A 26,573-nucleotide genomic window follows, 5' to 3' on the forward strand; every position below is an offset into this window, starting at 1 on the left:
GTCACAGCGCCTTCGGCGGCACGATCTTGAGGTAGATCGCGGTGAGCACGACGTTGATGAGGAACAGCAGCAGGAACGTGATCACCACGGCCTGGTTCACCGCGTCGCCCACCCCCTTCGGCCCGCCCGCGGGGTTCAGGCCGCGGTAGGCCGCGACCACGCCGGCGACGAAGCCGTAGAGGAACGCCTTGATCTCGCTGATCCACAGGTCCGGCACCTGGGCCAGCGCGTTGAAGCTGGCCAGGTACGCGCCCGGAGTGCCGCCCTGGAGCACGACGTTGAAGAAGTAGCCGCCGAGCACGCCGACGACGCTGACCAGGCCGTTGAGCAGCACCGACACCACGATCGCGGCCAGCACTCGCGGCACCACAATGCGCTGGATCGGGTTGACGCCGAGCACTTCCATCGCGTCGATCTCTTCGCGGATCTTGCGCGCGCCGATGTCCGCGCAGACCGCGCTGCCGCCCGCGCCGGCCACGAGCAGCGCCGTGATCAGCGGGGCGGCCTGCTGCACGATCGCGAGCGCGCTCGCGGCCCCTGTGAACGACTGCGCGCCGATCTGCGTGGTCAGCGACCCCAGCTGGAGCGCGATCACGGCCCCGAACGGGATGGCGACCAGCGCCGTCGGCAGGATCGTGACGCTCGCGAAGAACCAGCACTGCTGGATCCATTCGCGGAACTGGAACGGACGCCGGAAGATCGCCCGCAGCACCTCCCAGGACAGCGTGGCGAGCCGGCCGACCTGGGTCAGCGCCGCGGTGCCCGGGAGGATGATCGAGCCGCTCTCGCTCACCACACCTCCCAGTAGTCACCCCCGAGTCTTGTCCATACCTCCCGCCCGATTTCCGTTAGCGGTGTTCACTGCTCGCTCTCAGTCGCCTGGATCACAGCTTCAACGCGTGAGTCGCCGTAGCCCCGCCATCCGCTACGAACTCGCTCCTGGTGCAGTACGAGCTCTCGTCACTCGCCAGGAACACGAGCAGCGGCGCGATCTCGTCGGCCCGCCCCACCCGGCCGAGCGCCACCTTCTTGCCGACCCACGACACGTCGACATCCGTGCCGGCGGCTTCGGAAACCATCTTCGTGTCGATCATGCCGGGGTGGACGGAGTCCACCCGGATGCCGCGCGCGCCCAGCTCCAGCGCGGCGACCTTGGTCATCCCGCGGATCGCGAACTTGCTCGCGGTGTAGGCGACGAGGAACGGCATGCCGGCAAGTCCCTCCACAGAGGACACGTTGACGATGGAGCCGCCACCGGCCACGGTCATCGGTTCAACGACCGACCGCATCCCGAGAAACGCCCCGATCTGGTTCACGCCCACCACGCGTTCGTAGTCGGCCAGCGTGGTGCCGGCCAGCTCGGCGAAGTGCAGCACGCCGGCGTTGTTCACGAGCACCGTCGGCGGCCCGAACTCGGCGACGGTCCGCTCGACCGCGGCCGTCCAGCCGTCTTCGTCGCAGCCCCTGCGCGTACGCCGGGGCCGAAGCGGCGAAGAAGCACGGCGAGACAAACGAGCGGCTGCACAACGTCGCCGCCTGGCGCGACACGCCTTTCTTCACCGAAGCGGAACGCGCGGCGCTCGCGCTGACGGAGGCCGCGACCCGGCTGCAGGCCGGCGCCGCGGGCGTCACGCCAGAGATCCGCGAAGCCGCGGCGGCCCACTTCACCGAGGAGCAGCTGTCCGCGCTCACGCTGGAGATCGCGATGACGAACTTCTTCAACCGCATCAACCGCGTGCGCGGGGAGCAGGCCGGCAAGATCTGGTGAACCCGCGCGTCACTCCGACGGCGTGATGTGGCGCAACCGCCGCGGCCCGGTGTCCGGCCGGGTCGGCGGCGGGCCCAGCACCATGCGCGCGTTGGCCACGAAGGCGCCGTCGGGCGAGGCGAGGATCGGGTCGAGCGCCAGCGACCGGACTTCCGGGTTGTCCTCGGCCAGCGCGGCCACGCGCAGCACCATGTCCTGCAACGCCGCCAGGTCCGCGGGCTCGTCGCCGCGGTAGCCGGTGAGCAGGGGTGACGTGCGGGGCTCGCGGATGAGCGTGGCGGCGTCGACGTCGGTGACCGGCACCGCGCGGTAGGCCCGGTCGCCGAGCAGTGTGCTGACCAGGCCCGAGAGCCCGAAGGACACGAGCGTGCCGAACGATGGATCGTCCTGCAGGCCGATCACGCACGAGATGCCCTTGGCGGCCATGCGTTGCACGTAGAGCTCGTTGTCGCCGGAGACCTCGCACAGGTCGCGGTAGGCCACGCGCACGGAGTCCTCCGACGTGAGGTCCAGCCGCACGCCCGCGAGGTCGGGCCGGCCGCGCAGGCGCTCGTCCACGGCCTTGAGCGTGACCGGGTAGCCCAGCTCGGCCGCGGCCGCCACGGCGGCGTCCACATCGGACACCACGCGGAACGGGACCACGTCGACGCCGTAGCAGCCGAGCAGCCGCACCACATCGTCGTCGGACAGCATCGTGGAGTGCCCGTCGGCCTCGGCGAGCAGCTCGCGCACGATCGACTGCGCCTGCTCGACGTGCAGCCCACCCGGGCGCACCAGTGTCCCCTGTGGACGCTGCCGCCACGCCGAATACCGCACCACGCGGGACAACGCGGTCACCGCGCGCTCCGGGCTCGGGTACGACGGGATCGAACCCCGCGTGGGCACACCGTCTTCGCTCAGCACGGCCAGTTCGTCGGGCACACCCTCGACTGCGAGGAACGTGGAGACGACCGGTTTCGTCCGCTCGTGCTCCAGCACGGCTTCCTTCAGCGCCCGCGCGTACGCGGTGCCGGGGATGGTGATCGGCGGGGCGAACACGGCGATGAGCGCGTCGGTCTCCGGCGAGTCGAGGGCCTCGCGCACCGCGGCGGCGAACGCCTCGGGCCCGGCCTGCGGGCCGATGTCCACGGGGTCGAAGGCGAGGTGCAGCCCCTGCGCCCGCGCGGTGTCCGCGGCCAGCAGCCCGATGGCGCTCGAGTTGCCGACGATCGCGATCCGCGGCCCGGCGGGCAGCGGCTGGTGCGCGAACACGAGCGCGGTGTCGAAGAGCTGCGCGAGCGACTCCACGCGCACCACCCCGGCCTGCTCGAACAGCGCCTGCACGCTCGCCTCGTCGACCTCCGCCGACGTTGCGGCCAGCTGCGGGCGCACGGCGTGGCGGCCCGACTTCACCGCGACGATCGGCTTGTTCCGCGCGAGCCGCCGCGCCAGCCGCGCGAACTTGCGCGGGTTGCCGAAGGACTCCAGGTAGAGCAGCACGAGGTCGGTCTCGGGGTCGGTTTCCCAGTACTGCAGCAGATCGTTGCCCGAGACGTCGGCGCGGTTGCCGGCGGAGACGAACGTGGACAGGCCCAGGCCACGCGAACCGGCGTCGGCCAGGATCGCCGTGCCGAGCGCGCCGGACTGGCAGAAAAAGCCGGTGTGCCCGCGGCGCGGCAGCTGCGGGGCGAGGGTGGCGTTGAGCCGCACACCGGGCGCGGTGTTGAGCACGCCGAGCGCGTTCGGGCCGACCACGCGCATGCCGTGGGCGCGGGCCTCGCCGACGAGCCGCAGCTCGGCGTGCAGGCCGAGCGGGCCGGACTCGGCGAAGCCGCCGGAGACGATGACCAGCGTCTTCACGCCTTTGGCGAGACACGCGTCCAGCACGGACTCGACGAGCTCGGCCGGCACCGCGACCAGCGCGAGGTCGACCGGGTCCGGGATGTCGAGTACCGACGCGTACGCGCGCACGCCACGCACCGAGCGGTGCTCGGGGTTGACCGGGAAGACGGTGCCGGTGAAATCGGCGGCGAGCAGGTTGCGGAAGGCGACGTGGCCGACCTTCGTGTGGTCGGCCGAAGCGCCGATCACCGCCACCGACCGCGGGTGCAGCAGGTTGTGCACGCTGCGCGCCTCGGCTGCCTGCTCGCGCGAGCGCGCGACGGCCAGCGACTCCTCCGTCGGGTCGATGCTGAACTCCAGGTGCAGCACGCCTTCCTCGATGGCGCGGCTGACCTGGTAGCCGGCGTCGCGGAACACGCGGACCATGGGCGCGTTCTCGGCGAGGACCTCGGCGACGAACCGGCGCAGCCCGCTCTCCGACGCGGCGGCGGCCAGGTGCTCCAGCAGGATCGAGCCGAGGCCGCGGCCCTGGTGCTTGTCGTCGACGACGAACGCGACCTCGGCCGAGGGGCCGCCGTCGAGCCGCTCGTAGCGCCCGACGGCCACGATGTCGTCGCCGAGCAGCGCGACGAACGCGACCCGGTCGTGGTGGTCCACAGTGGAGAACCGCTGCAGGTCGCGCGGCGGGATCCGGGGGTAGGCCCCGAAGTAACGCAGGTAACGCGTGCGCTCGGAAAGCCTGCTGTGGAAGGCGACGAGGCCGTCGGCGTCCGTGGGCACGACGGGCCGCAGGTGCACGGTGCCGCCGTCGGACAGGACGACGTCGGCCTCCCAGTCGCGGGGGTAGTCGTACGGGTCGCGCAGGCCGTTTCGGGGCGCCGACTCTTCGGACATCGTCAGTCCCTGGGATCGTCCGGGTCGAGACCGTGCAGCGGGAACACCGCGCGGCGGGTGTCGCGGATCGCGATGTCGACCGGGTCGTCGGCGGCGTCGCCCCACGGCTTGAACGCCGTGTCCTTGTCGTCGGTCATCGCGGGCGGGATCTCGGCGGTGGGCGCGGCTTTGGTGATCGAGGAGACCCAGCCGGGCGGCAGCGCCGTGTCGGGCGCGACGTCGCGGTCGAGCACCGTGGCGATCAGGTGCGTCCACGAGCGCGGGACCACGCGGATCAGCTGGTAACCGCCCCCGCCGACGGCGAGCCAGCGCCCGCCGCTGTAGGTCTCGGCGAGGTCGCGCATCGTCGAGTAGATGGTGCGGTGCCCGTCGACCGAGAGCGACAGGTCGGCCAGCGGGTCTTCCTCGTGCGAGTCGACGCCGCACTGCGTCACGAGGATCTGCGGCTCGAACTCGGCCAGCAGCGAGGGGACGACCGCGTTGAACGCCCGCAGCCAGCCCGGATCCTTCGTGTGCGGCGGCAGCGGGATGTTCACCGAGGTGCCGGCGGCCTTGCCGTTGCCGATCTCGGCGGCGTAGCCGGTGCCGGGCCAGAGCGTGAACGGGTGCTGGTGCAGCGAAACGGTGAGCACACGCGGGTCGTCGTAGAAGGCGGTCTGGACCCCGTCGCCGTGGTGCACGTCGGTGTCGAGGTAGGCGACGCGGTCGAAACCGTGGTCGAGCAGCCAGGAGATGGCGATGGCGCAGTCGTTGTAGACGCAGAAGCCCGACGCGTGGTCGCGCATCGCGTGGTGCAGCCCGCCGGCGATGTTGACCGCGCGCTTCACCTCACCGTCGGCGATCTTGCGCGCCGCGAGCAGCGTCGAGCCGACCACCAGTGCCGACGCGTCGTGCATCCCGCTGAACACCGGGTTGTCCGACGTGCCCAGCCCGTGACCGACGTCCCAGCCGACGAGCGGTGCCTCCCGCACGGCCGCGAGGTACTCGGGCGCGTGGATGCGCAGCAGCTCCTCGTCGCCGGCCGCGGTGGGCACGAGCAGCTCGACGTCGTTCAGCACGCCGAGCTCCGTGGCCAGCCGGATCGTGAGCTCCAGGCGGACGGGGTTGAACGGATGCTCCCCGCCCAGGTCGTATCCCAGCAGCGCGGCATCCCAGACGACAGCAGGCGAGGACATGTACCGCACTGTACTGGCCTCGGCGCGCCCGAGCCGGGTTCGGCTTCGGGCCGGCGCGGCCGGTCAGCCGCGTTCGGGACCGGTGGCGGCAGGGCGTTCGGGGTCGCGTGACCAGTGCGACCAGGAGCCGGTGTACAGCGCAGCCGGCTCGGGGTGGCCCGCGACCTCCAGCGCGAGCACGACCGACGACGCCGTGACGCCGGAGCCGCAGTACGCGCCGACGGGGGTGCCTGCTGTCAGTCCCAGGTCGGCGAAGCGCGCGGCGAGGTCGGCGGGCGTGCGCCAGCGGCCGTCTTCCCCGACGTGCTCGGCCGACGGCGCGCTGATCGCCCCGGGGATGTGGCCGGCGCGCGGGTCGACCGGCTCGGTCTCTCCCGTGTAGCGCGTGTGGGCGCGGGCGTCGAACAGCACACCGGCACGGGCGCGGGCGGCGGCTTCGTCGGCCGTGAGCACCGGCATGCCGCCCGGGCGCACCTCGAAGTCGCCGGGTTCGGGGGCGGGGGCGTCGGTGGCCGTCTCGCGGCCTTCGGCGAGCCACGCTGCGTAACCGCCGTCAAGCACCGCCACGTCGGTGTGCCCGGCCCAGCGCAGCAGCCACCAGGCGCGGGCGGCGACGGAGCCGTCGGCATCGTCGTACACGATCACCGGCCGCCCGGCGCTCACGCCGGCTTCGCGCAGCTCACGCTGCAGGTCGGCGGGGTCGGGCAGGGGGTGACGGCCGCCGTCGCCGGGCGGCGCGGCCAGCGCGGTGTCGAGGTCGACGAACACCGCCCCGGGCACGTGGCCCTCGCGGTAGGACTCGGCGGCGGGCGGCCCGGCCAGGCGCCAGCGGACGTCCAGCACCACGGGGCGCCGCGCCTCGGGCAGGGCGGCGAGCTCGGCGGGGGTGATCAACGGTCCCATGCGCTCCATCCTGCAGGTCCAGGCGCCGGGCGCGCACCCGGGCCGGACTTTTCAGCCCGCCCGGCTTGTTATGTCGGCGCGTGCCGTCGGTGCCGGGGCCAACGACTACGATGAGCTACGCGGACGAAGGGGACAGCGTGAACGATCTCATCGACACCACCGAGATGTACTTGCGTACCATCTACGAGCTCGAAGAAGAGGGTGTCGTCCCGCTGCGGGCAAGGATCGCGGAACGCCTGCAGCAGAGCGGGCCGACCGTGAGCCAGACCGTGGCCAGGATGGAACGCGACGGATTGGTGGTCGTGGCCGACGACCGGCACCTGCAGCTGACCGACCACGGTCGTGAGCTGGCCATCGCCGTCATGCGCAAGCACCGTCTCGCCGAGCGTCTCCTCGTCGACGTCATCGGGCTCGAGTGGGAGCACGTGCACACCGAGGCGTGCCGCTGGGAGCACGTGATGAGCGAGGCCGTCGAGCGCAAGCTGGTCAAGCTGCTCGACCACCCGACCACCTCGCCCTACGGCAACCCGATCCCGGGCCTCGACAAGCTGGGCGACGGCGACCCCGCCCCGCCCGCCGAGTCCGACCTCGTGCGCCTCGACGAGTTCGCGCGAACCGGCGGCGGCGACGTCGTGGTGCGCCGCATCGCCGAGCACGTGCAGCTCGACGAGTCGCTGCTCACCGAGCTCAAGTCCGTCGGCATCGTGCCCGGCGGCCGCGTCACGGTCGGCAAGGCCAACGGCGGCACCGTGACCATCGAGATCACCGGCAGCGACTCCTCGGCGCAGGTCTCCACCTCGGCGTTGCACGCCGTGCTGGCGCAGGCCAGGTGAGCCCCGCCCAAGACGCCGCCGACGCGTTCCACCGGATCCACGACCGCGCCCCGGCCGGGATCTGGTCCGCTCCCGGCCGGGTGAACCTGATCGGTGAGCACACCGACTACAACGACGGCTTCGTGCTGCCCTTCGCCCTCCCCCACCGCCTCGCCGTGGCGGCCACGCCGCGTGCCGACGGCAAGCTCAACGTCGCCACCCTCGGCGACGACGGCCGGCTCCAGTACTCCGACCTCCTCGACATCGCTTCCCTCGAACCGGGTTCGGTCGAAGGCTGGGCCGCCTACCCCGCGGGCGTCGCCTGGGTGCTGCGCGACCACGGCCACGCCGCGGGCGCCGACCTGGTCATCGCCGGTGACGTCCCCTCCGGCGCCGGCCTGTCCTCGTCCCACGCCCTCGAATGCGCCGTCTCCCTCGCGCTGCTCGGCCTCGCCGGCGTCGAACTCGACGCCGAGCTGCCCGGCACCCCGACGCGCCCTGAGATCGCCCGCTGGGTGCAGCGCTCCGAGAACGACTTCGTCGGCGCCCCCACCGGCCTGCTCGACCAGACGGCGTCGTTGTGCTGCCAGGACTCCTGCGTGCTGTTCCTCGACGTCCGCTCGGGCGAGATGGAGCAGGTGCCCTTCCCGCTCGCCGAGGCCGGCGTCCGCGTGCTGATCATCGACACCCGCACCAAGCACTCCCACGCCGAAGGCGGCTACGGCGAACGCCGCCGCGGCACCGAGCGCGCCGCCGAGCTGCTGGGCGTGAAGGCCCTGCGCGACGTCACCCTCGAGGGTCTCGACGCCGCCCTGGCCCAGCTGCCCGACGACCTCGCGCCGCTCGTGCGCCACGTCGTCACCGAGAACCAGCGTGTACTCGACGTCGTGGCCCTGCTCCGCGAGGGCCGCCTCACCGACATCGGCCCGCACCTGGACGCCTCCCACGCCAGCATGCGCGACGACTACCGCATCTCCACCTCCGAACTCGACCTCGCCGTAGACTCCGCGCGCTCCGCCGGCGCCCTCGGTGCCCGCATGACCGGCGGCGGCTTCGGCGGCTCGGCCATCGCGCTGGTCCGCGAGGCCGACCTGGAACCCGTCCGCGCGGCCGTCGAGCGGGCCTTCGAGGCCGCCGGGCTCCGCCGCCCGCGCACCTTCACCGCGGTGCCTTCCCGCGGCGCGGGGCGCGACACCGTCTGACGCGGTATCGGCCGCGGCACTTTCGGCACTTTTGGTCGCGGCGCTTTCGGCTGGGGCACTTTTGGTTGCGGCACTGCCCTCGGGACTCCGGTCTCGGGGGCAGCGTCATCTCCGGGGGCAGCGTCGTGCCTGAGGGCAGCGGCGCGTCCGGGGCCCACGCATTCGCCGGCGAGCCGGATCGGCCGCGGCAACCCCCGGGCGGCCGGGCGCGGCGCGGTGAGGGGAGACTGTGGCGCACAGTCACCGCCCACACCAGAAAGGCCACACCGTGACGGACCCGCATTGCCCCCTGAAACTGATCGTCACGGGTGGCGCCGGCTACGTGGGCAGCGTGTGCGCCGCGCGGCTCATCGAGGCCGGTCACCAGGTCACGGTCGTGGACGACCTGTCCACCGGGCACGCCGACGCCGTGCACCCGGACGCGCGCTTCATCGAGGGCGACGCCGCCGCCGTAGCCGCCGACGTCCTCGGCGAGGGCTTCGACGGCGTGCTGCACTTCGCCGCGAAGTCGCTCGTCGGCGAGTCGATGACGGACCCGGCGAAGTACTGGGAAGGCAACGTCGTCACCTCCCTGCGCCTGCTGGAGGCCATGAAGGCCCACGGCACGCCGCGCCTGGTGTTCTCCTCCACCGCGGCCACCTACGGCGAGCCCGAGTCGTCGCCGATCCCGGAGACCGCGCCGACGCAGCCCACCAACACCTACGGCGCGTCCAAGCTCGCGATCGACCACGCCATCACGAGCTTCGCCCGCGCCCACGGCATCGCCGCGGTGAGCCTGCGTTACTTCAACGTCGCCGGCGCCTACCACGCCTTCGGCGAGCGCCACACCACCGAAACGCACCTCATCCCCCTCGTGCTCCAGGTCGCCACCGGCGACCGCGCCCACATCTCCATCTACGGCGACGACTACCCGACGCCCGACCACACGGCCGTGCGCGACTACATCCACGTCGTCGACCTCGCCGACGCCCACCAGCTCGCGCTGCGCCACGCGACGCCCGGCGAGCACCGCATCTACAACCTCGGCAGCGGCACCGGCTTCTCCGTGCTGGAGGTCGTCGAGTCCTGCCGCCGCGTGACCGGCCACCCCATCCCGGCGCAGGTCGCCCCGCGCCGCGCGGGCGACCCGTCGGTCCTCGTGGCCTCCAGCGAAAAGGCCGGCCGCGAACTCGGCTGGAAACCCGAGCGCACCGACCTCGACGGCATCGTCTCCGACGCCTGGGCGTTCACGCAGTCGCGCCGCTCCTGACCGCTCTCGCTTCCGGCGGGTCCGGGCTCCTGGTGAGCCTGGGCCCGCCGGACGCGTTTTCCGTGCTGTGTATCACCACGTTCGGCGGCCGGGCTCCGGCAACGACAGACCCAGGTCCACGAACTTCAGCCCCCGACCGCAGCGACCGCCACCCGCGGCTCGCCCGGCCGTGAGCGACGCTCGTCGACCCGCCAGTCGTCCGGTTGCGGCTCATCGGGCTGCGGGAGGCAGGCCGCGGCGACATCCGACGCGGCGCCGAATCCGTGGCAGCCGCGGCCTGCCTCACCGTCCGGGCCCGACGTCAGGCGGCGGATCGTCCACACTCAGTTCCGGCAACGACAGACCCAGGTCCACGGCATCCGGCAGCGAAGCCAGCCCAGCAAGCCTCGCCGGGTCCGTGCCGAGGTTCCAAACCGCGTGGAGCAGCTGCGCCAGGACGTGGTCGGGGCAGGCGTCCAGGGCGTTGGTCAGTGCCATGCCCGCGAGAGCGCCCTCACTGCGCATGAGGGCCGCGTAGGCGACGAGGGCGGCGGCGTCCGCGCGGTGGGGCGCGGGCAGTTCGCGCACGAGCTCCAGCCACAGGCTCATCGCGGCCACGGCGACGGGCGACTCCGGCGGGACCGCGGTCGCCAGGCAAGCGTCGCGGACCTTCGGGACGCGCAGGGCGTGGGCAAGGCGCACCGCCTGATCGTCCGACGGCGGACCTTCGGCCCGGCGGTGGCGGAAGAACGCCGCGCGTACCTCGGCGGCCGCCGCGAGCACGTCGTCGGGATCCCACGGTGGGGCCCCGCTGGAGAGCAGGGCGCGCCGCTGCACCAGAGCCGCGGGAGAACGCGGCTCCATCAAGGCCAGCACGTCCTCGCGGCGGAAGGAGACGAAGCCGGCGTTGGTGATCGTGGCGGCCACCACGGTGTCCCGGGGATCCGGCAGCAGTCCGCCACAGGTGGGTTCGCGGTAGCACGCCCACGGTGCCCCGGCCGAGATCTCCGGTGTCCACAGTGGATGCATCACGGGCAGCTCGTACTCCTTGAGCGCGCGGCTCAGTTCCGCGGCGAACTCGGCGTGGGGCAGCTCGCCGCCGGGGCCGGCCCGGCCGCCGACGATCACCACGGTGACGCCCGTGTGGTCGTCCACGCGGAACCGCGGCGCGAGCGCATCCGCTTGCTCCGCAAGGAGATCACGCGGCGGAAGGTCCGCGCGCAGGATCAGGCCGATCCGCGTGCCGGGCGGGCGGTGCCCGAGCAGCACGACGGAGCCGGCGGGTTTGAAGCCGAGCAGGTACGGCAGCGCCGCGATGAGCTGCGCCGGGTCGGTGAGCAGGGCCCGGGCCGTGCCGGGTGGGGTCGAGGTGGTCACGCACTCCACTGTGCGGCGGGAAACGAGCGGGGGAAGGCCGTCGCGGAAATCTGTGGACAGCTGCGGGCAGTAGGGCGCGGTTGTGGAAAACCCGGCCCAGCCGCGCGGGCTGGACCGGGTTCGTGTCGGTGCCGTGTGCTAGGCCGCTCAGCCGCAGTGCTCGAACGCGCTCGTGTAGGTGTCCGAGCCCACCGAACCGCCCCACTTCACGCAGGTGGCGCCCGCGGTCTTCTTCACCGGCCCCGCGTAGTAGGTGAAGTTGCCGGAGTCGGTCGTGCGCGCCTGGCCCTGCACTTCCAGGAATGCCGACGTCGGGCTCGCGGTACCCAGCGAAACCGACTTCAGCGTCGTCACGCAGTTGGCCTTCGTCGACGCGTTGTACAGCAGGTACGCGGTGCCGGACGAGCCCAGCCCCTGCTGGTCGATCACCGAGAACCCGGAGCCGCACACCTCCGTGGCCGAGTAGGGGTTGCCGCCGCAGTTGTTCTTGCTCGTGAAGTCCTTCTTGCCGTAGTAGACGGCCGCGACACCGTTGAGCACGGCCTTCTGCGTCACTCCGTTGAGGTTCTCCTCGAAGTGCAGGTGGGGTCCCGTCACACCGCCCGTCGCGCCCGCCTTGCCGATTTCGGCGCCACCGCTCACCTTCTGGCCCACGGACACCTCCTGCGCGGACAGGTGCGCGTAGCGGGTCCGCCAGCCGCCACCGTGGTCGAGCTCGATCCAGCGGCCGTAGCTGGTGCTGCCCTCGTTCTCGACGCGCGTGACGGTGCCGGCCACGGACGCGACCACGGGCATCCCGGTGATGCCGGACTTCTGGAAGTCGACGGAGTTGGCGGGGTTGTGCCCGCTGAACGTCGCGGCCGTCACGGTGACCCCGCACTTGAACGGCACCTGGAAGTTCGGCGCGGCGGACGCGGGCGCCTGGGCGGCGAACGTGAGACCGAGCGCGGGCAACACCGCGGCAGCGGCGAACACGGCGAGCCGTCGCAACCTGGACATGGTGCGTACCTCCTGTTTGGCGTGGATGACGGGGACCAGGAAAGCGGCGCGAAGTACATTTTGCGTACATGCCGGGCAAACCACCTGGTAGCACCGGGTGTCCCGACGGCGAACAGCCTCGCCCGACACTGTTTCGGCAGCGGCCCCGGCAGCGGAAAACCATTCCGTGAAACGCCTTCACACCCCGCCGCACGAGGGGCACCTCCCGTACATTCTCCCTACAAGCACCGGGGAGGGACATGACCACCACGACCACCGGGAATCGCTGGCGACTCGGCGCGCCCGACTGGGTGCGGTGGGGGTTCGTGGCGTTCCCGTTGATCATCTCGATCCCGTACCTCACGGGGTGGTGGGCGTGGGCCCTGTTCGGCGTGACGCTGGTGGCGTCGGCGCCGTTGCTGCCCGCGGCGCCGGGGTCGAGGCCGGCGTGGGTGTTGCCGGCGGCGATGCCGGTGGTGGTCGCGGCGGCGGGCGCGCTGTGGGTGCTGGACCCGAACAGCTGGATGTCGGTGGCGATGTTCAGCACGACGTTCTACACGCTGCGGACATTCGGGCGGGCGCTGACCGCGGTGGTGCTGGTGTCGAGTGCCGTCGCGATCGTCGCGTGGGCCGTGGTGCACCGGCTCGACTGGCTGAACGCGCTGGCGCTGTTCGCCATCCTGATCGTGATGGTCCTGCTTGCCGCGAGCCGGCGCGACCGTGCGGCGCGGCTGGAGCAGACGGAGCTCGCGCTGGCCCGCGCGCAGACCGCCACCGAGGAGCACGCGCGCGCCGCGGCGCTGGCCGAACGCGCGCGCATCGCGCGTGAGGTCCACGACGTCCTCGCCCATTCCCTGGCCGGCCTCGCGCTCAACCTGCAGGGCGCGCGGCTGATGCTCGTGCGCGACGGCGCCAGCCCCGAAGCCGTCGCCCAGATCGAACGGGCGCAGAAGCTGGCCTCGGACGGGCTGTCCGAGGCCCGCAAGGCCGTCGCCGCGCTGCGGGAGGACGCGGTGCCCGCACAGCGCGCCGTGGCGGACCTGCTCGCGGGCTACCGCCTGGACACGGGCGCGCGCGCCGACCTGGTCGTGGCGGGTGAGCCGCGCGACCTCGACGCCGGCGTGACGACCGCGCTCGTCCGCGCCGTGCAGGAGGCGCTGTCGAACACGCGCAAGCACGCGCCGGGAGTCGACGTGGACGTCACGCTCGCCTTCGCGGAGTCACACGTCGAGCTGACGGTGCTCGACCGCCAGGGCCGCCGCCCGCCGGACGCGCCCACCGCGGGATACGGTTTGCGCGGCATGGCCGAGCGGGTCGCGCTGCTCGAAGGAAAGCTGGACAGCGGGCCAGGAGAGGACGGATGGCGGATTCACCTGACGGTGCCGGCGTGAACCTGCGCGTGGTGCTGGCCGACGACCAGGCCGTGGTGCGTGAGGGTCTCGTGACGTTGCTGGGGTTGCTGCCCGGCGTCGAGGTGGTCGGCGCGGCCGCCGACGGCGACGCCGCACTGGAGCTCGTCGCCGAGCACCACCCGGACGTGCTGCTCGTCGACCTGCGCATGCCCCGCCGCGACGGCGTCTCCACGACCGAGGCCGTCCGCGAGCGCTACCCTGCCACGGAGGTCGTGGTCCTCACCACCTACACCGACGACGAGTCCCTGCTCGGCGCCCTGCGCGCCGGCGCCCGCGGCTTCCTCACGAAGGACGCCGACGCCGAGGCCATCGCCCGCGCGCTGCGTTCCGCCGCGGCCGGCCAGTCCACAGTGGACGGCGAGCTGCAGCGCCGCCTCGTCAACGCCGCCACGCGCCGGGCCCCCGTGCGTGCGGCCGAGGTCGAGGGCTTGACCGCGCGCGAGATCGAGGTGCTGCGCCTCATCGCGGCCGGCCTGTCGAACACGGAGATCGCGCGGGAGCTGGTGGTCAGCGAGGCCACGGTCAAGACGCACGTGAATCACCTGTTCTCGAAGGCGGGCCTGCGGGACCGTGCGCAGGCCGTGGCGTTCGCGTACCGGGCTGGGATCGCGGACTAACGCCGGACAGCCTCGACTCGCCGGAGGCAGCGTCGGGGACCACCGTGGCCGTTCCACCGTTCGGCGAACGCGGGCCGGCACCACCGCGACCAGCGTGCCGCCGCGCCTTTCTCGTCGGTTGTCAGGTTCATACCCTCCAACCGACGACTTTTTTTGTCTTGACAACTACAATGATCGGCCAGCAGGATGAACCCACCAGCGAGAGAGAGGACCCCACCTCATGGACCACGTCACCTCAGCCGACGGCACCCGCATCGCCTACGACAAGCAGGGCCGAGGGCCCGCGGTCGTGCTCGTGGCCGGTGCGTTCAGCTACCGGCGCTTTCCCGGCCTGATCGAGCTTTCCGCCCTGCTGGCCGAGCGCTTCACGGTCTACAACTACGACCGCCGCGGTCGCGGGGACAGCGGTGACACCCAGCCGTACGACGTGCAGCGCGAGGTCGAAGACCTGGCGGCCGTCGTGCGGGCCGCCGGCGGTGAGGCGGCGGCGTGGGGCCTGTCCTCCGGCGCGGTCCTGGCGCTGCGCGCGGCCAAGGCCGGCGTGCCCCTGGCCAGGCTCGCGCTCTACGAGCCGCCGTTCGTGACCACCTCGGCCGGCTACCCGCCGCACGACTTCGCCGAACACCTGGAAACGCTGATCGCCCAAGGGAAACGCGGCGAAGCCGTCAAGTACTTCATGACGAAGGGCATGGGCGCCCCCGGCTTCGTCATCCCGATGATGCGGATCATGCCCGGCGTCTGGAAGCGCCTCACCTCAGTGGCCCACACGCTCCCGTACGACGCCGCCCTCCTCGAAGGTCACCTGAACGGCGAAGCGTTGACAGACTTCACCACCGTCGGCCGGCCCACCCTCGTCCTCAGCGGCGGCAAGAGCGCGAAAAGCCTGCAGCACGCGGCGAAAGACCTCGCCGACGCACTCCCCCAGGCCCGGCATCGCACGCTGGACGGCCAGAACCACAACGTCTCGATGAAGGTCCTCGCCCCCGTCGTCGCGGAGTTCCTCAGAAGCCCAGCGCCGGCTTCCCACCGGTGACCGGCAGGGTCAGCGACGTGCGCGTGAGGTCCAGCGACAGCCCGGCTCCCGGACGCGGCCGCAGCGTATAGTCATGGTCGCTGGAGGCCACGAGGAACTCCAGGCGGTGCCCGGCCGCCAGCACGTAGTCCTTGGGCATCAGGGAAACCCCGATGCGGTACGAGGTCCCGGGCACGATCGGCGAAGTGACCGCAGGCGAAAGCCGGTTCTGCGGATCGGTCCAGCCGCGCGTGATCACGAACGACTTACCGTCCGGGGCGCGGTCCAGCAGGGCCACCGTGACGTTGGCGGCGGGCCGGTCGAACGACAGCTGCAGGTCGGCCCGCGCGGTGCCCGAGAGGCGCAGCGGCGACTTCACCGCGGGAGTCCCGTACAGCAGGCGGTTGCCCGACGAAGCGGCGTCGGCGAGTTGCTGCACGGTCTTCGAGGCGTCGTCGGCCAGGACCTCCACCGTGGGGCGGCCAGGCACGGCGACAGCGGAGAGGGTGCCCTTCGCGCGGCCGCCCGGCCACGGGTGGACCTGCACGTCACGAGTGCCGGGCGCGGGCCAGTCGGCTTCGTCGACCCAGGAACTGTCCTCGCGCTGGATCGTCGCCTTCGGTTCGCGCTCGATGCCGTTGTCGATGCCGTAGAGGTAGTGCGACAGCCACTTGTTCAAGGTCGTCAGCCACACGTCACGGCGCAGCGAGATCGGGTCCGCGTGGCCCGACTGGTGCAGCCAGATCTTGTGCTCCACCCCGTGCGCCTTCAGGGCTTCGTACCACGAAGCGACCTGGTCGGTCTTCACGTTCCAGTCGTTCAGCCCGTGCACGGCGAGCACGGACGCGTGCACCTTGCCGACGTCATTGCGATAGTTGCGCACGTCCCAGAACGGGCCGTAGTCGCCGGTCACCCGGTCCTGGTCGGCGGTGAGCCCATCGATCACCGGACGGCAGATCTGGCGGTCGGCGCGCGTGTAGACGTACTCAGCCAACACGTCGGTGTCCTCGCCCTGGAAGCCGCCGGCGGCGACGACCGCGCCGTCGTTGCGGTAGTACTCGTACCAGTTCGAGATCGCGGCGATCGGCACGATCGTCTCGAGGCCCTTGACGCCGGTGCTCGCGACGGCGTTGGGCAGGGTTCCGTTGTAGGACACGCCCATCATGCCCGTGTGCCCGGTGCTCCAGCTCGCGCTCACGGGTGCGCCGGCCTCGTCGCGCGCCGGGGCGCGACCATTCAGCCAGTCGACCACCGACCGCGCGCCGACGGTCTCGTTCACATCGCCGGTGGTCGGGCAGCCCGTGGACAGGCCCGTGCCCAGGGATTCCCCGTACACCACGGCGAACCCGCGCGCGGTGAAGTAGTCCTGGTAGCTCCAGCGGATCGGCGGCGCCGCGTGCGGGCCGACGCCGACGGCGGCGGTCCGCCCCGAATCCGGCACCGACAGCTCCACGTCCACGTTGTGGTTCGCGACGTCGTTGCCACCCGCGAAATACGGGCTCGCCTCGTACACCACCGGCACTTTCATCCCGGCGTCCGTCGCGCGCGGCCGCACCACCTGCGCGTGGACGAGGTCGTCGCGCCCGTCGTGGTCGCTGTCCACCGGTGCGGTGACCCAGACGTCCTCGCGCACCACGTCGGCCGGGTCGAACACCGGCTGCGCCTGCCCGTCGGAGAACACCGGCGCGGGGGGCGGATCCGCCTGCGCCACCCCCGTTCCGAGCGGAAGCACGAGCACAACAGCGAGCACGGACGCGATCCGAGCAGCTCCCACCAGAACCCCCAAGCCGGACGAAGCGGGCGATCACCCCGACACTTCCGGCAACCGCGGCCGCCGTCAACCGACTAACGTCGGGGTCATGGATGCTCCGATCGTCGCCGTGACCGTCTACCCGCAGCACGCGCGGATCACCCGACGCGGCCGGGCGAACCTGGCCGCGGGCACCCGCGTGCGGATCACCGGCCTGCCGCTGGCGCTCGACGCGGAATCGGTGCGCGTCACGGGAACCGGCGCCGCGCTGATCACCGGCGTCGACGTCGGTTACGAGCAGCACGCGGGCCCCGCCGACCCCGCGCTCAACGCGCTCGTCGAGCAGCGCCGCAACCACCAGGCCGCGATCGACGCCGTCGCGGACGACGAAGCAGCCGAAGCAGCGAAGGTCGAGTTGCTCACGGGCGTGGCGAAGCGCAGCGGGGCGAGCTTCGCCAAGGCGCTGGCGTCAGGCGTGGCGGGCCCGACTCGCGTCGAGGAGGTCACCGAGGCGCTCGGCGGCCAGCTCGCCGCCGCATTGCGCACCCGCCGGGCGCTCACCGAACGCCTCGAGCGGATGCGCGAAGACCTCGCGGCTCTGGAGCGCCGGATCGCGAACCACAGCGCGCAGTCCGAACAGGACAGTGCCAGCGTCACCGTCGGCCTCGAACCGCAGGAAGACGCGGGAGAGATCGAAGTCGAACTGTCCTATGTGGTCCCCGGCGCCAGCTGGGAGCCGGGTTACGACGTGCGCGTGCGCGACACGGACGTCACCGTGACCTCCTTCGGCCTGGTCAGCCAGCACACCGGCGAAGACTGGCCGGAGTGCGAGCTCGCCCTGTCCACGGCCCGGCCGGCGAGCACCGTGGTCGTGCCGGAGCTCGACCCGTGGTTTCTCGACCGCGTGCAGCCCGCCCCGCCGGCCCGGCCGATGGCCGCGTTCGCCGCGGCCGCGCCCGGCGGCGCCGTGCGGGAGAAGGCCGTTTCGCTGCGCCGCATGGCCCCGGTGTTCGCCGAGGCCGAGCAGAGCACCACCGCGGTCACCTACCGGCCGTCGCGCCCGGTCGCGATCCCGTCGGGCTCGCAGGGCCACCGGACCACGCTGGCGCAGCTCGATCTGACGGCCGAGCTCGGCTACGTGACCGCGCCCGTGCAAGCGACGGAGGCCTACCTGCGCGCGACCGTGGTGAACAGCGGCGAGCACACGCTGCGCGCCGGACGCGCGTCCGTCTTCCACGACACCGAGTTCGTCGGCACCACCCGGCTCGACCTGTGGGCCCCGGGCGAAGAGCTCGAGCTGGCCCTCGGAGTGGACGACCGCATCCGCGTGGAACGTGATCTCGTGCGGCGCACGGCGAGCAAGGCCACGCTGTCCGGCCAGCGCCGCCGGGAAGCGGAGTACCGCACCACGGTGACCAACCACAGCCCGCGCGAAGCCGTGGTCACGGTGCTCGACCAGGCGCCCGTCTCCCGCGACGAAGCCATTACGGTGCGAGACGTGCGCGCGACGCCGGACCCGGTGGAAACCACCGACCTCGGCGAGTTCACGTGGCGGCTCACACTCGCGCCCGGCGCGACCGGGACGGTCACGCTCGCCTACCGCGTGGACGTCGCCAAGGGGGTGGAACTCAGCGGCTGGCGGGAATGACGCTCAGCCCTGCGCGATATAGGCCTCGAGTTGCTCCTGGCTCTGTTCGAGCTGCTCGATCCGGGACTTCACCACGTCGCCGATGCTGATGATGCCGACGAGGCGGCCGTCTTCGAGCACAGGCACGTGCCGGATCCGGCGTTCGGTCATCAGCACGCTCAGCTCGTCGACCGAGTCGTCGGGCCCGGCGCTGGCCACCATCTTCGTCATGATGTCCGCGACGGGACCGTCGAGGACCGTGGGGCCGTGATCGTTGAGCCGGCGCACGACGTCGCGTTCGGAAACGATCCCCGCGATGGCGCCTTCGGGTGTCACCACCACCATGGCACCGACGTTGTGGCGGGCGAGCCCGGCGAGCAGTTCGGTCACCGTGGTCCCCGGAGCCACTGTGGCGACCGCAGCGCCTTTGGTCCGGAGCAGATCCGCGATCCGCATGGTGTTCCCCTCTCCTCGTCGAGTTGGGTCACACCAGGTTAGGGCCCGGGTGCCGAGTGCGAAAGTCCGGCGAGCCGCGTTCACCCGTGGTATGGAGCGCTCACCCCAGCCGTTCGGCCAGGCCTTCCAGCGCGGCACGGATGCCGGCGGCGTAGTCGTCCTCGCCCAGCGCGTCGAGCTTTTCCCGGGCCGACGCGAGATGCCGGCGCGCGGCGTCGAGGTCGCCGAGCTTGCGGTAGTCCTCACCGAGGTTGAGGTGCAGCGACGGGTAGAAGCCGCGCACGGCGAGCGTCGAGTGGTACTGCTGCGCGCGTTCGTCGGTGAGGGAATCCGCGGCAGCCAGCGCCCGAAGGTCCCACTCGAGCTCCTCGGCCGGCTCGTCGCAGACGTCGGCGAGGTGGTGGGCCAGCGCGCAGCGGTGCAGCGGGTCGCCGTCCTCGCCGATCTCCTGCCACAGCGCGAGGAACGTATCGCGCGCCCCCGCGCGGTCGCCCGCGATGTGCTTGCGCAGGCCCGCGTCGATCGCCACCATCACGTCGTCGGTCATCGCACTCCCTCGTCGAACACGCGGCGCAGCCGGGCCAGTCCCGGTTCGATGGCCTCGGCCGCGATCGCACCGTAGCCGAACAGCAATCCGTGGCAGGTCCGGGTCATCGAGAAGTCGCCAAGGGACAACAGGCGGACGCCGGCGTCGCGCGCGGTGCGAGCCACCAGGCGCAGATCGCGGTCGGCCGAAGCGCCCAGGTGCAGCCCGGCGGCCGCGGGGACGGGGTCGAGCACATCGCCGAACTCGCTGCGCAGACCGTCGACGAGCAGGTCGTGGCGTTCGCGGTAGATCTTGCGCATCCGCCGGATGTGGCGCGCGAAGCCGCCTTCGTCGATGAAGTCGGCCAGCACGGCCTGTTCGAGCGCGGGCGTGTGCCAGTCGGCGAGGTACTTCGCCTTCGCGAGCGCGCCCACGAGCGACGGCGGCGCGGCGAGGAACCCCACCCGCAACGCCGGCGAGAGCACCTTCGACATCGACCCCACGTACACCACGCGGCCGCGGGAATCCAGGCTGTGCAACGGTTCCAGCGGCCGCCCGGTGTAGCGGAACTCGCTGTCGTAGTCGTCCTCGATGATCACCGCGCCCGTGCGCTCGGCCCAGTCGAGCAGTTCCTGCCGCCGCGCCAGCGACATCGCGACGCCGAGCGGACACTGGTGTGAAGGCGTCACGTACACAACCCGCGTGCCGGCCGGGATCGCCTCGACGACGATCCCCTCGTCGTCCACCGGCACGCCCGCGACGCGCATGCCCAGGGTGCTGAGCAGCAGCCGCGGCGGCGGATACCCGGGATCCTCCACGGCCACGAGGTCACCTGCCCGCAGCAGGACCCGCGCGACGAGGTCCACGGTCTGCTGGACTCCCGTCGTGACAACGATGTCCTCCGGCCGCACGCGGACGTTGCGCGAGACCCCGAGGTGGCGCGCGAGCCCCTCGCGCAGCCGCGGATCGCCCTGCGGCGCGCCGTACATGAGCAGATCGGCCTGCGACGCGCGCAGCCGCTGCGTCATCAGGCGGCGCCAGGTGTCGAACGGGAACAGCCGCACGTCGGGCACCCCGCTGCGGAAGTCGTACTCCGCCACGGGCCCGAAGGAGCGCGGCGGGGCCGGCACCGCCGTCCACTCCGGACGCGGGCGCACCGCGTCCTCGGACGGCTCGGCCGCCGGCTCGGCGGGCCACGGCGCGGCACCCGACCGGACGAACGTGCCCGCGCCGGGGCGGGCGTTGAGGAACCCCTCGGCAGCGAGGCGTTCGTAGGCCGCGCTGACGGTGGTGCGCGAGACGGTGAGCCGCTGGGCCAGCTCGCGCGTGGGCGGCAGGGCGTCACCGTCGCGGATCCGGCCGTCGAGCACGGCCTCGCGGATCTGGCGGTAGATCTCGTCGCGGTGGCCTCGACGGCCGGTCAGGTCGATGTGCAGGTCCACGTCACCAGCCTAGATTGGTCCACCGGAGTTCGGCTGGTTTTGGACCTTCAGCTGGTCCGCTGAGGCGGTTAGCGTCCGGGTATGACCACGTTCGAACTCGACCGCCAGTCTCTGCTCGGCCTCGACAAAATCGTGGCCGGGACCACTGACCAGGACCTTTCCCGGCCCACCCCCTGCGCCGGCTGGACGCTGGCCGACCTGCTGCGCCACCAGGTCAGTGAAAACCACGCCTTCGCCGAAGCCCTGCGCCGCGGCGAAGCGGCCGATTGGGACGCCGGCCGCCTCGGCGAGGACGCGTACGCCTCCTACGCCGCTTCGGTCGACGACTTCCTCACCGCATACGGCGAAGAGGGCGCCCTGCGCCGCCAGGTGAAGATCCACGAGATCGGCCCGTTCGCCGCCGAGATCGCCGCGGCCATGCACCTCGTCGACACCGTCGTGCACGGCTGGGACCTCGCGAAGACCTTCGGCGTGGCCTACGAGCCCGTGCCGGAAGCGGTGACGGCCGCGCTCGGCTTCGCCGCCATGGTGCCCACCGACCCGGCCGAACGCGCGGTGAGCGGCGCGTTCGGCGCTTTGGTCGAGGTGCCCGAGGGCGCCGCCGAGCTCGACCGGCTGATCGCGCTGCTGGGCCGCGACCCGGGCTGGCAGCTCAGCTGACCTCGTCGGCCGGCGCCGACCACGTGTTGCACGAGGCCGTGTTCTGGCCCGTGAAGCCGGCTTTCGCCCAGGACAGCTGGTGGGCGCGGCTGCCGTGGTCGTCGCTGTCGTCGGCGCGGCCGTAGTCGGCCACAGCCGCGTTGGCCGTGGCGCGGCTGATCGAGCCGCGTCCCTCCGCGGCGGCGATGAACAGCGCGCCGAAACAGTTGGCCTGCAGCTCGATGCGCCGCACCAGCGCCAGGTCGGCGGGGCTGTCCTGGTCCGGCGAGCTCATGCGGTCGGCCGCCGCGGTCAGGATGCCGCTCTCGCTCTGCACGTGGTGGCCGTACTCGTGGGCGATGGTCGCGAGGTGGCGCGAGCGGTTCTGCCCGGCGTCCGAGAGCATCCAGTCGGTGGGGGCGTAGATCGTGGTGTCGCCGCCGCAGTAGTAGGCCACGGCCTGGTCCTTCGACGGCGCCGCGCCACACGCGCTCACCTTCGGCAGCGTCACGGACACGGCGACCTTCACGCTCGGCTCGTCCGCGCGGTCGAGCGCCGGGTGCCACGCCTGCTCCAGGCAGTCGGTGAGCGCCTCGTAGAACGCCGACAGCTCGGGCCCGGTGTCCCCCAGCTGCGGCAGCTCGCACGACACCGCGCCGAGCTTGACGCCGTTCGCCAGGATGGGGTTGGTCTCCAGCGCGGGCACCGCGTGGGGGCTGGAACTGGCTCCGTCGCCCGGCGACGCGTCGGAGCGGTGCACGGAGTTCGGCACGGCGATCGCGTGACCGGACAGCTCGTGCGGGACCACGGCCATGACCCCGGCCGTCGCGACCAGGACCACGAGCGCGATGACTCCGCCGACGACCCCGCCGTTACGGCGGCGCGGCGGCGGACCGTACGAAACCGGTGCCCACGGATTCACGGCGGGTGGCCGGGCCGCCATCGGCGGCGGTGGCGGCGGCCCGGCCGGCTCCCTCGGCGGCACCCCGCCCGCGTTTTCGCTCAAGTGCGCTCCCCCTGTCACCAGCGCGCTCCAGCATACGGAGCACCCGGCCGGGCGGGATCACGAAACGGGAACGCCGGACGGGTGGCCGGAACCCCCGCCCGGCGGCGAGACTGGGGCCATGAGTGTCGAAGATCCGTACCTGTGGCTGGAAGACGTGACCGGCGACGAGGCACTGGACTGGGTCCGCACGCGCAACGCCGAGACGCTGGACGTGCTCACGTCCGGCGAACGCTTCGCCGCGCTGCGGGACGAGATCCGCGAAGTGCTCGATGCCGGCGGGCGCATCCCCTATGTGACGCGCCGGGGGCCGAAGCTCTACAACTTCTGGCAGGACGCCGAACACCCGCGTGGGCTGTGGCGGCGCACCACCCTCGAGGAGTACCGCAAAGCCGAGCCCGACTGGGAGGTGCTGCTCGACGTCGACGCGCTGGCCGAGGCCGAGGACGAGAACTGGGTGTGGAAGGGCGCCGCGGTGCTGCGGCCCGGCCACCGGCTGGGGCTCGTGCAGCTCTCGCGCGGCGGCGCCGACGCGACGGTGGTGCGCGAGTTCGACCTGGACGCGCACGAGTTCGTCGACGGCGGTTACAACCTGCCCGAGGCGAAGAACCGCGTCGGCTGGATCGACGACGACCGCGTGTACGTCGGCACCGATTTCGGGCCGGACACGCTCACCACCTCCGGCTACCCGCGGCTGACGAAGGAATGGCGCCGCGGCACACCGCTCGAATCGGCGGAGCAGGTGTTCGAAGGCAAGCCCGACGACGTCGCCGTGGTCGCGTTCCACGACCCGACCGAAGGGTTCGAGCGCGACTTCGTGCACCGCTCGATCGACTTCTACCGCACCGAGGTGTTCCTGCGGACGCCGGCCGGAATGGAGAAGCTCGACCTGCCCGACGACGTGGAGCTGTCGGTGGAGCGCGAGTGGCTCTACGTGCAGCCGCGCACCCCGTGGACCGTCGGCGGCACCGAACACCCGGCCGGTGCGTTGCTCGTGATCGGGTTCGACGCGTTCCTGGCGGGTGAGCGGGAGTTCACCGCGCTGTTCACGCCGGACGCGCACACCTCGCTGGAGTACTACACGTTCACCCGCAACCACATGCTGCTCGCGAAGCTGCGTGACGTGAAGACGGAGCTGGTCGCGCTCACGCCCGGCCCCGCCGGCTGGACGGAGGCACCGCTGGGCGGCGCGCCGGAGTTCGGCAGCGCGGACATCGTGGGCACCGACCCGGACGAGAGCGACGAGTACCTCGTGGACTCGTCGAGCTACCTGCAGCCCTCGACCCTGAGCCGGGGCGAGGTGGGCGCCGAGGTCGAGGTGCTCAAGCAGGCGCCGGGGTTCTTCGACGCGGCCGGGATCGAGGTCGCGCAGTACTTCGCGACTTCGGAGGACGGCACCAAGATCCCGTACTTCGTGGTGCGCCCGCCCGGCGCGCAGGACGGCCCGACGCTGCTCAACGGCTACGGCGGCTTCGAGGTGTCGCTGACGCCCGCGTACAGCGGCGTGATCGGCCGCGGCTGGGTCGCGCGCGGCGGCACGTACGTGGTCGCGAACATCCGCGGCGGCGGCGAGTACGGGCCGGAGTGGCACGCGCAGGCCGTGAAGGAAAACCGGTACAAGGTGTACGAGGACTTCTCCGCTGTCGCTCGCGACCTCGTCACCCGCAGCATCACCACGGCCGCGCGGCTCGGCATCCTCGGCGGCAGCAACGGCGGGCTGCTGATGGGCGTGATGCTCACGCGGTGCCCGGAGCTGTTCGGCGCCGTCGTGAGCCAGGTGCCGCTGCTCGACATGAAGCGCTACCACCTGCTGCTGGCGGGCGCGTCGTGGATGGCCGAGTGGGGCGACCCGGACGTGCCCGAGGAGTGGGAGTACATCGCGAAGTACTCGCCGTACCACAACGTCCACAAGGGACGGACATATCCGCCGACCCTGTTCGCCACGTCCACCCGGGACGACCGCGTGCACCCGGGCCACGCCCGCAAGATGATGGCGCGGATGCTCGAACAGGGCCACGACGTGCGCTACTACGAGAACATCGAGGGCGGTCACGGCGGCGCGGCGGACAACGCGCAGCTGGCGTTCAAGTGGGCGCTGGTGTTCGAGTTCCTGTGGTCGCGGCTGTCCTGACGTGGTGGGGGCGCCTTGACCGGCGCCCCCTTCACCTCCCCGCCTTGCGCCAGATCACGACGGCGCCGATCACCAGCGCCACCACCGCGCCGAGGCCGATCAGGCCCTTGACCAGCAGGTCCAGCAGCAGGTGGTGCAGCAGCTCGTCGCCGTTCACCGGTCTTCGAACCGGTCGAGCGCTTCCCGGGCCACGCGGCTCCCGAGGCCGGGCCGGGTCCCCCGCCTGGTTCCTCGCCTGGTGTCTCGCTCGTCCAGCACGCGCGTGGCGAACCGCGCGGCCGTCGTGACGTGGTGGCCCTTTCCGCGGCGCCGCAGCGATACCACCACCGCGAACAACACCAGGCCGAGCACCACCAGCCCGGCCGCGATCAGGCCGAACCGGATCAGCAGCAGGTCGAGCACCGTCTCCATCGTCTCCCACCTCGTTTTCTATCACGACTGTGACATAAACATTGGTATCACAGGTGTGATAGAAAGGTCCAGTGCCCAAGGTCATCGACGGAGAACAACGCCGCGCGGACATCGCGGACGCCGTCCTGCGCCTCGCCGCGCGCGACGGCCTGCCCGCCGTGTCGCTGCGCTCGGTGGCCGCGGAGTCCGGCCTGAACATCGGCTCCGTCCGCCACTACTTCGACGGCCAGCGCGACCTCATGCGCTTCGCCATGCGCTCAACGATCGACCGTGTCACCGCCCGCCTGGAGCGCCGCCGCGGCTCGCTGCGGCCGCTTTCGGAGCTGACGCCCGACGAGGCGGCCGCACAACTGACGGACTTCCTCGCCGAGCTGCTCCCCCTCGACGCCCCCCGCCGCGCCGAAGCCACGGTGCTGGTCGAATTCCTCGTCGCGGCCCGCGTGGACACCGATTTGACCGCCCTGGCCCACGAAGCCCTGCACGGCACGCTGGCTTTGGCCCGCCGCATCGTCTCGGCGCTGTCTTTGCCGGCCGCCGGGGCCGACCTGGAAGCCGAACGCCTGGCCGCTCTGCTGGACGGGCTCACGTTCCGCTCGGCTCTCCAGCCGGAGGCCACCACACCCCAGGTCTGCCGCGACGTCCTGCGGGCGCACCTCGCCTCGCTGGGGATCAGTGCAAGGCCCGCGGCCGGCGCGTGAACGGCCTCGTCGCGACCGGAGACGTCCGTCCACCGTGGACATCAACGACCACTTCTTCGAACCTGCCCAGCACCTCGGCCGCGAACCTCAGGCGCGTGACTCCCAGGGTGCGCAACGCCCGCCCGTGATCGAACAGCACCGCCGCCAACGCCCCCGCCATCACCACCCGCCACCCACCGGCGGCGAGTTTTCCCTTCACACCAGGAAAAGCGTCTTTCAGCTGAGCACAGTGGAACGGCACATGCCGCTCCTCATCCGCCAGAATCCTCGCCGCGACTTCCCTCGTGAGCGGGTCGCCGGTGCCGTCGCGCAGCGCCTTGTAATAACTCAGCGCCACAACCTCGGCGATCAGCAGCACCATCAATTCCAGCCTCAGCCCCAACGCCCGCCTCAACCACACGAACACACTGTCCGACCAGTGCTTGGTGATCGTCGCGCTCCCAGCGGCTTTGAGGAGCTCCGCCAGCAACCGCGCGTGGTTCTGCTCCTCGGCGACGAACAACTCCACCGCTTCACGAAACCGAGGGTCCGCCTTGTCGATCAGGTTGGCCCCGTCGCCGGACTCCCCCACTTGGAACCGCTGCACGCTCCTGATCACGGCGGGATCCAGCCGTGCACCCCTTGCCCATTCGGGCTCGGGGCGCACAGCGCGCCGTCGTGCTTCCTGCCTGAACTCCGTGAGCCACTCCAC

General features: G+C 71.9%; 26 protein-coding genes. 11 read left to right on the top strand and 15 right to left on the bottom strand.

Features of this window, described 5'->3' with window-relative positions; genetic code table 11:
* Position 1: 1 nt before the first annotated feature.
* Positions 2-796 (bottom strand): MlaE family ABC transporter permease, encoded by a 795-nt coding sequence (locus QRX50_RS44955; protein WP_285969146.1) that lies wholly within the window; start codon positions 794-796, stop codon positions 2-4.
* Between the two features lie 88 nt (positions 797-884).
* Positions 885-1,511, bottom strand: a complete 627-nt coding sequence (locus QRX50_RS44960; protein ID WP_285969147.1) for an SDR family oxidoreductase — start codon at positions 1,509-1,511, stop codon at positions 885-887.
* Between the two features lie 8 nt (positions 1,512-1,519).
* On the opposite strand from QRX50_RS44960, the gene QRX50_RS50165 reads away from it, so the two are divergent.
* Positions 1,520-1,768, top strand: a complete 249-nt coding sequence (locus tag QRX50_RS50165) for a carboxymuconolactone decarboxylase family protein (protein WP_353074196.1) — start codon at positions 1,520-1,522, stop codon at positions 1,766-1,768.
* Between the two features lie 9 nt (positions 1,769-1,777).
* Here the strand turns inward: QRX50_RS50165 and QRX50_RS44965 are convergent, their stop codons facing one another.
* From QRX50_RS44965 to QRX50_RS44975, 3 genes are all read right to left on the bottom strand, one after another.
* Positions 1,778-4,483: a bifunctional acetate--CoA ligase family protein/GNAT family N-acetyltransferase gene (locus tag QRX50_RS44965; protein ID WP_285969148.1), complete on the bottom strand. Its 2,706-nt coding sequence runs from the start codon at positions 4,481-4,483 to the stop codon at positions 1,778-1,780.
* 2 nt (positions 4,484-4,485) lie between these two features.
* Positions 4,486-5,658 carry an acetoin utilization protein AcuC gene (locus QRX50_RS44970; protein ID WP_285969149.1) on the bottom strand — a complete coding sequence of 391 codons (1,173 nt, stop codon included), beginning with the start codon at positions 5,656-5,658 and terminating at the stop codon, positions 4,486-4,488.
* 63 nt (positions 5,659-5,721) lie between these two features.
* Positions 5,722-6,561: a sulfurtransferase gene (locus QRX50_RS44975; RefSeq protein WP_285969150.1), complete on the bottom strand. Its 840-nt coding sequence runs from the start codon at positions 6,559-6,561 to the stop codon at positions 5,722-5,724.
* A 110-nt stretch (positions 6,562-6,671) separates the two neighbouring features.
* Between QRX50_RS44975 and QRX50_RS44980 the strand changes: the two genes are divergently transcribed.
* From QRX50_RS44980 to galE, 3 genes are all read left to right on the top strand, one after another.
* A complete protein-coding gene (locus tag QRX50_RS44980; RefSeq protein WP_285969151.1) occupies positions 6,672-7,394 on the top strand; it encodes an iron-dependent transcriptional repressor DtxR in 723 nt (240 codons plus the stop codon).
* Complete coding sequence (galK, locus tag QRX50_RS44985; protein ID WP_285969152.1) at positions 7,391-8,575, top strand: galactokinase; 1,185 nt, start codon at positions 7,391-7,393, stop codon at positions 8,573-8,575. Before QRX50_RS44980 ends, galK begins: the two co-directional genes overlap by 4 nt.
* A gap of 268 nt (positions 8,576-8,843) precedes the next feature.
* Positions 8,844-9,824 (top strand): UDP-glucose 4-epimerase GalE, encoded by a 981-nt coding sequence (gene galE / locus QRX50_RS44990; RefSeq protein WP_285969153.1) that lies wholly within the window; start codon positions 8,844-8,846, stop codon positions 9,822-9,824.
* A 282-nt stretch (positions 9,825-10,106) separates the two neighbouring features.
* Here the strand turns inward: galE and QRX50_RS44995 are convergent, their stop codons facing one another.
* Entirely contained in the window at positions 10,107-11,180 is a 1,074-nt protein-coding gene (locus tag QRX50_RS44995; RefSeq protein ID WP_285969154.1) for a DUF4192 domain-containing protein, read from the bottom strand.
* A gap of 147 nt (positions 11,181-11,327) precedes the next feature.
* On the bottom strand, positions 11,328-12,179 hold the full coding sequence (locus QRX50_RS45000) for a M23 family metallopeptidase (protein ID WP_285969155.1): 852 nt from the start codon (positions 12,177-12,179) through the stop codon (positions 11,328-11,330).
* 239 nt (positions 12,180-12,418) lie between these two features.
* On the opposite strand from QRX50_RS45000, the gene QRX50_RS45005 reads away from it, so the two are divergent.
* The 3 genes from QRX50_RS45005 (at position 12,419) to QRX50_RS45015 (ending at position 15,220) form a co-directional block, all read left to right on the top strand.
* A complete protein-coding gene (locus QRX50_RS45005; protein WP_285969156.1) occupies positions 12,419-13,549 on the top strand; it encodes a sensor histidine kinase in 1,131 nt (376 codons plus the stop codon).
* Positions 13,546-14,187: a response regulator gene (locus QRX50_RS45010; RefSeq protein ID WP_285974729.1), complete on the top strand. Its 642-nt coding sequence runs from the start codon at positions 13,546-13,548 to the stop codon at positions 14,185-14,187. The genes QRX50_RS45005 and QRX50_RS45010 overlap by 4 nt, the downstream gene beginning before the upstream one ends.
* Before the next feature lie 220 nt (positions 14,188-14,407).
* Positions 14,408-15,220 carry an alpha/beta fold hydrolase gene (locus QRX50_RS45015; RefSeq protein ID WP_285969157.1) on the top strand — a complete coding sequence of 271 codons (813 nt, stop codon included), beginning with the start codon at positions 14,408-14,410 and terminating at the stop codon, positions 15,218-15,220.
* Here QRX50_RS45015 and QRX50_RS45020 read toward each other — a convergent pair.
* Complete coding sequence (locus QRX50_RS45020) at positions 15,189-16,973, bottom strand: Xaa-Pro dipeptidyl-peptidase (RefSeq protein ID WP_285969158.1); 1,785 nt, start codon at positions 16,971-16,973, stop codon at positions 15,189-15,191. The two genes, QRX50_RS45015 and QRX50_RS45020, sit on opposite strands and share 32 nt — an antisense overlap.
* Positions 16,974-17,058: 85 nt before the next feature.
* On the opposite strand from QRX50_RS45020, the gene QRX50_RS45025 reads away from it, so the two are divergent.
* A complete protein-coding gene (locus QRX50_RS45025; protein WP_285969159.1) occupies positions 17,059-18,597 on the top strand; it encodes a DUF4139 domain-containing protein in 1,539 nt (512 codons plus the stop codon).
* Positions 18,598-18,600: 3 nt separating this feature from the next.
* Here QRX50_RS45025 and QRX50_RS45030 read toward each other — a convergent pair whose 3' ends face one another.
* From QRX50_RS45030 to pdxR, 3 genes are all read right to left on the bottom strand, one after another.
* Positions 18,601-19,032, bottom strand: coding sequence for a CBS domain-containing protein (locus QRX50_RS45030; protein WP_285969160.1), 432 nt, complete (start codon positions 19,030-19,032; stop codon positions 18,601-18,603).
* A 100-nt stretch (positions 19,033-19,132) separates the two neighbouring features.
* Positions 19,133-19,579 carry a hypothetical protein gene (locus QRX50_RS45035; RefSeq protein WP_285969161.1) on the bottom strand — a complete coding sequence of 149 codons (447 nt, stop codon included), beginning with the start codon at positions 19,577-19,579 and terminating at the stop codon, positions 19,133-19,135.
* A complete protein-coding gene (gene pdxR, locus QRX50_RS45040) occupies positions 19,576-21,000 on the bottom strand; it encodes a MocR-like pyridoxine biosynthesis transcription factor PdxR (RefSeq protein ID WP_285969162.1) in 1,425 nt (474 codons plus the stop codon). Before pdxR ends, QRX50_RS45035 begins: the two co-directional genes overlap by 4 nt.
* 81 nt (positions 21,001-21,081) lie before the next feature.
* On the opposite strand from pdxR, the gene QRX50_RS45045 reads away from it, so the two are divergent.
* Entirely contained in the window at positions 21,082-21,660 is a 579-nt protein-coding gene (locus QRX50_RS45045; RefSeq protein WP_285969163.1) for a TIGR03086 family metal-binding protein, read from the top strand.
* Here QRX50_RS45045 and QRX50_RS45050 read toward each other — a convergent pair.
* A complete protein-coding gene (locus QRX50_RS45050; RefSeq protein ID WP_285969164.1) occupies positions 21,653-22,645 on the bottom strand; it encodes a neutral zinc metallopeptidase in 993 nt (330 codons plus the stop codon). The genes QRX50_RS45045 and QRX50_RS45050 overlap by 8 nt on opposite strands.
* A 118-nt stretch (positions 22,646-22,763) precedes the next feature.
* On the opposite strand from QRX50_RS45050, the gene QRX50_RS45055 reads away from it, so the two are divergent.
* A complete protein-coding gene (locus QRX50_RS45055) occupies positions 22,764-24,773 on the top strand; it encodes a prolyl oligopeptidase family serine peptidase (RefSeq protein ID WP_285969165.1) in 2,010 nt (669 codons plus the stop codon).
* A gap of 31 nt (positions 24,774-24,804) precedes the next feature.
* Here QRX50_RS45055 and QRX50_RS45060 read toward each other — a convergent pair whose 3' ends face one another.
* Both QRX50_RS45060 and QRX50_RS45065 read right to left on the bottom strand, forming a co-directional pair.
* A complete protein-coding gene (locus tag QRX50_RS45060; RefSeq protein WP_285969166.1) occupies positions 24,805-24,930 on the bottom strand; it encodes a hypothetical protein in 126 nt (41 codons plus the stop codon).
* On the bottom strand, positions 24,927-25,184 hold the full coding sequence (locus QRX50_RS45065) for a hypothetical protein (protein ID WP_285969167.1): 258 nt from the start codon (positions 25,182-25,184) through the stop codon (positions 24,927-24,929). Before QRX50_RS45065 ends, QRX50_RS45060 begins: the two co-directional genes overlap by 4 nt.
* 71 nt (positions 25,185-25,255) lie before the next feature.
* Here QRX50_RS45065 and QRX50_RS45070 point away from each other — a divergent pair, with 71 nt between their 5' ends.
* Positions 25,256-25,882 (top strand): TetR/AcrR family transcriptional regulator, encoded by a 627-nt coding sequence (locus QRX50_RS45070; protein ID WP_285969168.1) that lies wholly within the window; start codon positions 25,256-25,258, stop codon positions 25,880-25,882.
* On the opposite strand, the gene QRX50_RS45075 is transcribed toward QRX50_RS45070, so the two are convergent.
* Positions 25,854-26,573 carry a ferritin-like domain-containing protein gene (locus tag QRX50_RS45075; protein WP_285969169.1) on the bottom strand — a complete coding sequence of 240 codons (720 nt, stop codon included), beginning with the start codon at positions 26,571-26,573 and terminating at the stop codon, positions 25,854-25,856. The genes QRX50_RS45070 and QRX50_RS45075 overlap by 29 nt on opposite strands.

It is taken from the genome of Amycolatopsis sp. 2-15 (assembly GCF_030285625.1).
GTDB classification, from domain to species: domain Bacteria; phylum Actinomycetota; class Actinomycetes; order Mycobacteriales; family Pseudonocardiaceae; genus Amycolatopsis; species Amycolatopsis carbonis.

Excerpts from the sequence above, each read along its gene's own strand:
- QRX50_RS45025 (WP_285969159.1), top strand. The coding sequence starts at position 17,059 with ATGGATGCTCCGATCGTCGCCGTGACCGTCTACCCGCAGCACGCGCGG.
- QRX50_RS45065 (WP_285969167.1), bottom strand. The coding sequence starts at position 25,184 with ATGGAGACGGTGCTCGACCTGCTGCTGATCCGGTTCGGCCTGATCGCG.
- QRX50_RS45030 (WP_285969160.1), bottom strand. The coding sequence starts at position 19,032 with ATGCGGATCGCGGATCTGCTCCGGACCAAAGGCGCTGCGGTCGCCACA.
- QRX50_RS44970 (WP_285969149.1), bottom strand. The coding sequence starts at position 5,658 with ATGTCCTCGCCTGCTGTCGTCTGGGATGCCGCGCTGCTGGGATACGAC.
- QRX50_RS45005 (WP_285969156.1), top strand. The coding sequence starts at position 12,419 with ATGACCACCACGACCACCGGGAATCGCTGGCGACTCGGCGCGCCCGAC.
- QRX50_RS44975 (WP_285969150.1), bottom strand. The coding sequence starts at position 6,561 with ATGGGACCGTTGATCACCCCCGCCGAGCTCGCCGCCCTGCCCGAGGCG.
- QRX50_RS45000 (WP_285969155.1), bottom strand. The coding sequence starts at position 12,179 with ATGTCCAGGTTGCGACGGCTCGCCGTGTTCGCCGCTGCCGCGGTGTTG.
- QRX50_RS45015 (WP_285969157.1), top strand. The coding sequence starts at position 14,408 with ATGGACCACGTCACCTCAGCCGACGGCACCCGCATCGCCTACGACAAG.
- QRX50_RS45045 (WP_285969163.1), top strand. The coding sequence starts at position 21,082 with ATGACCACGTTCGAACTCGACCGCCAGTCTCTGCTCGGCCTCGACAAA.
- QRX50_RS44965 (WP_285969148.1), bottom strand. The coding sequence starts at position 4,483 with ATGTCCGAAGAGTCGGCGCCCCGAAACGGCCTGCGCGACCCGTACGAC.
- QRX50_RS45055 (WP_285969165.1), top strand. The coding sequence starts at position 22,764 with ATGAGTGTCGAAGATCCGTACCTGTGGCTGGAAGACGTGACCGGCGAC.
- QRX50_RS45035 (WP_285969161.1), bottom strand. The coding sequence starts at position 19,579 with ATGACCGACGACGTGATGGTGGCGATCGACGCGGGCCTGCGCAAGCAC.
- QRX50_RS44980 (WP_285969151.1), top strand. The coding sequence starts at position 6,672 with ATGAGCTACGCGGACGAAGGGGACAGCGTGAACGATCTCATCGACACC.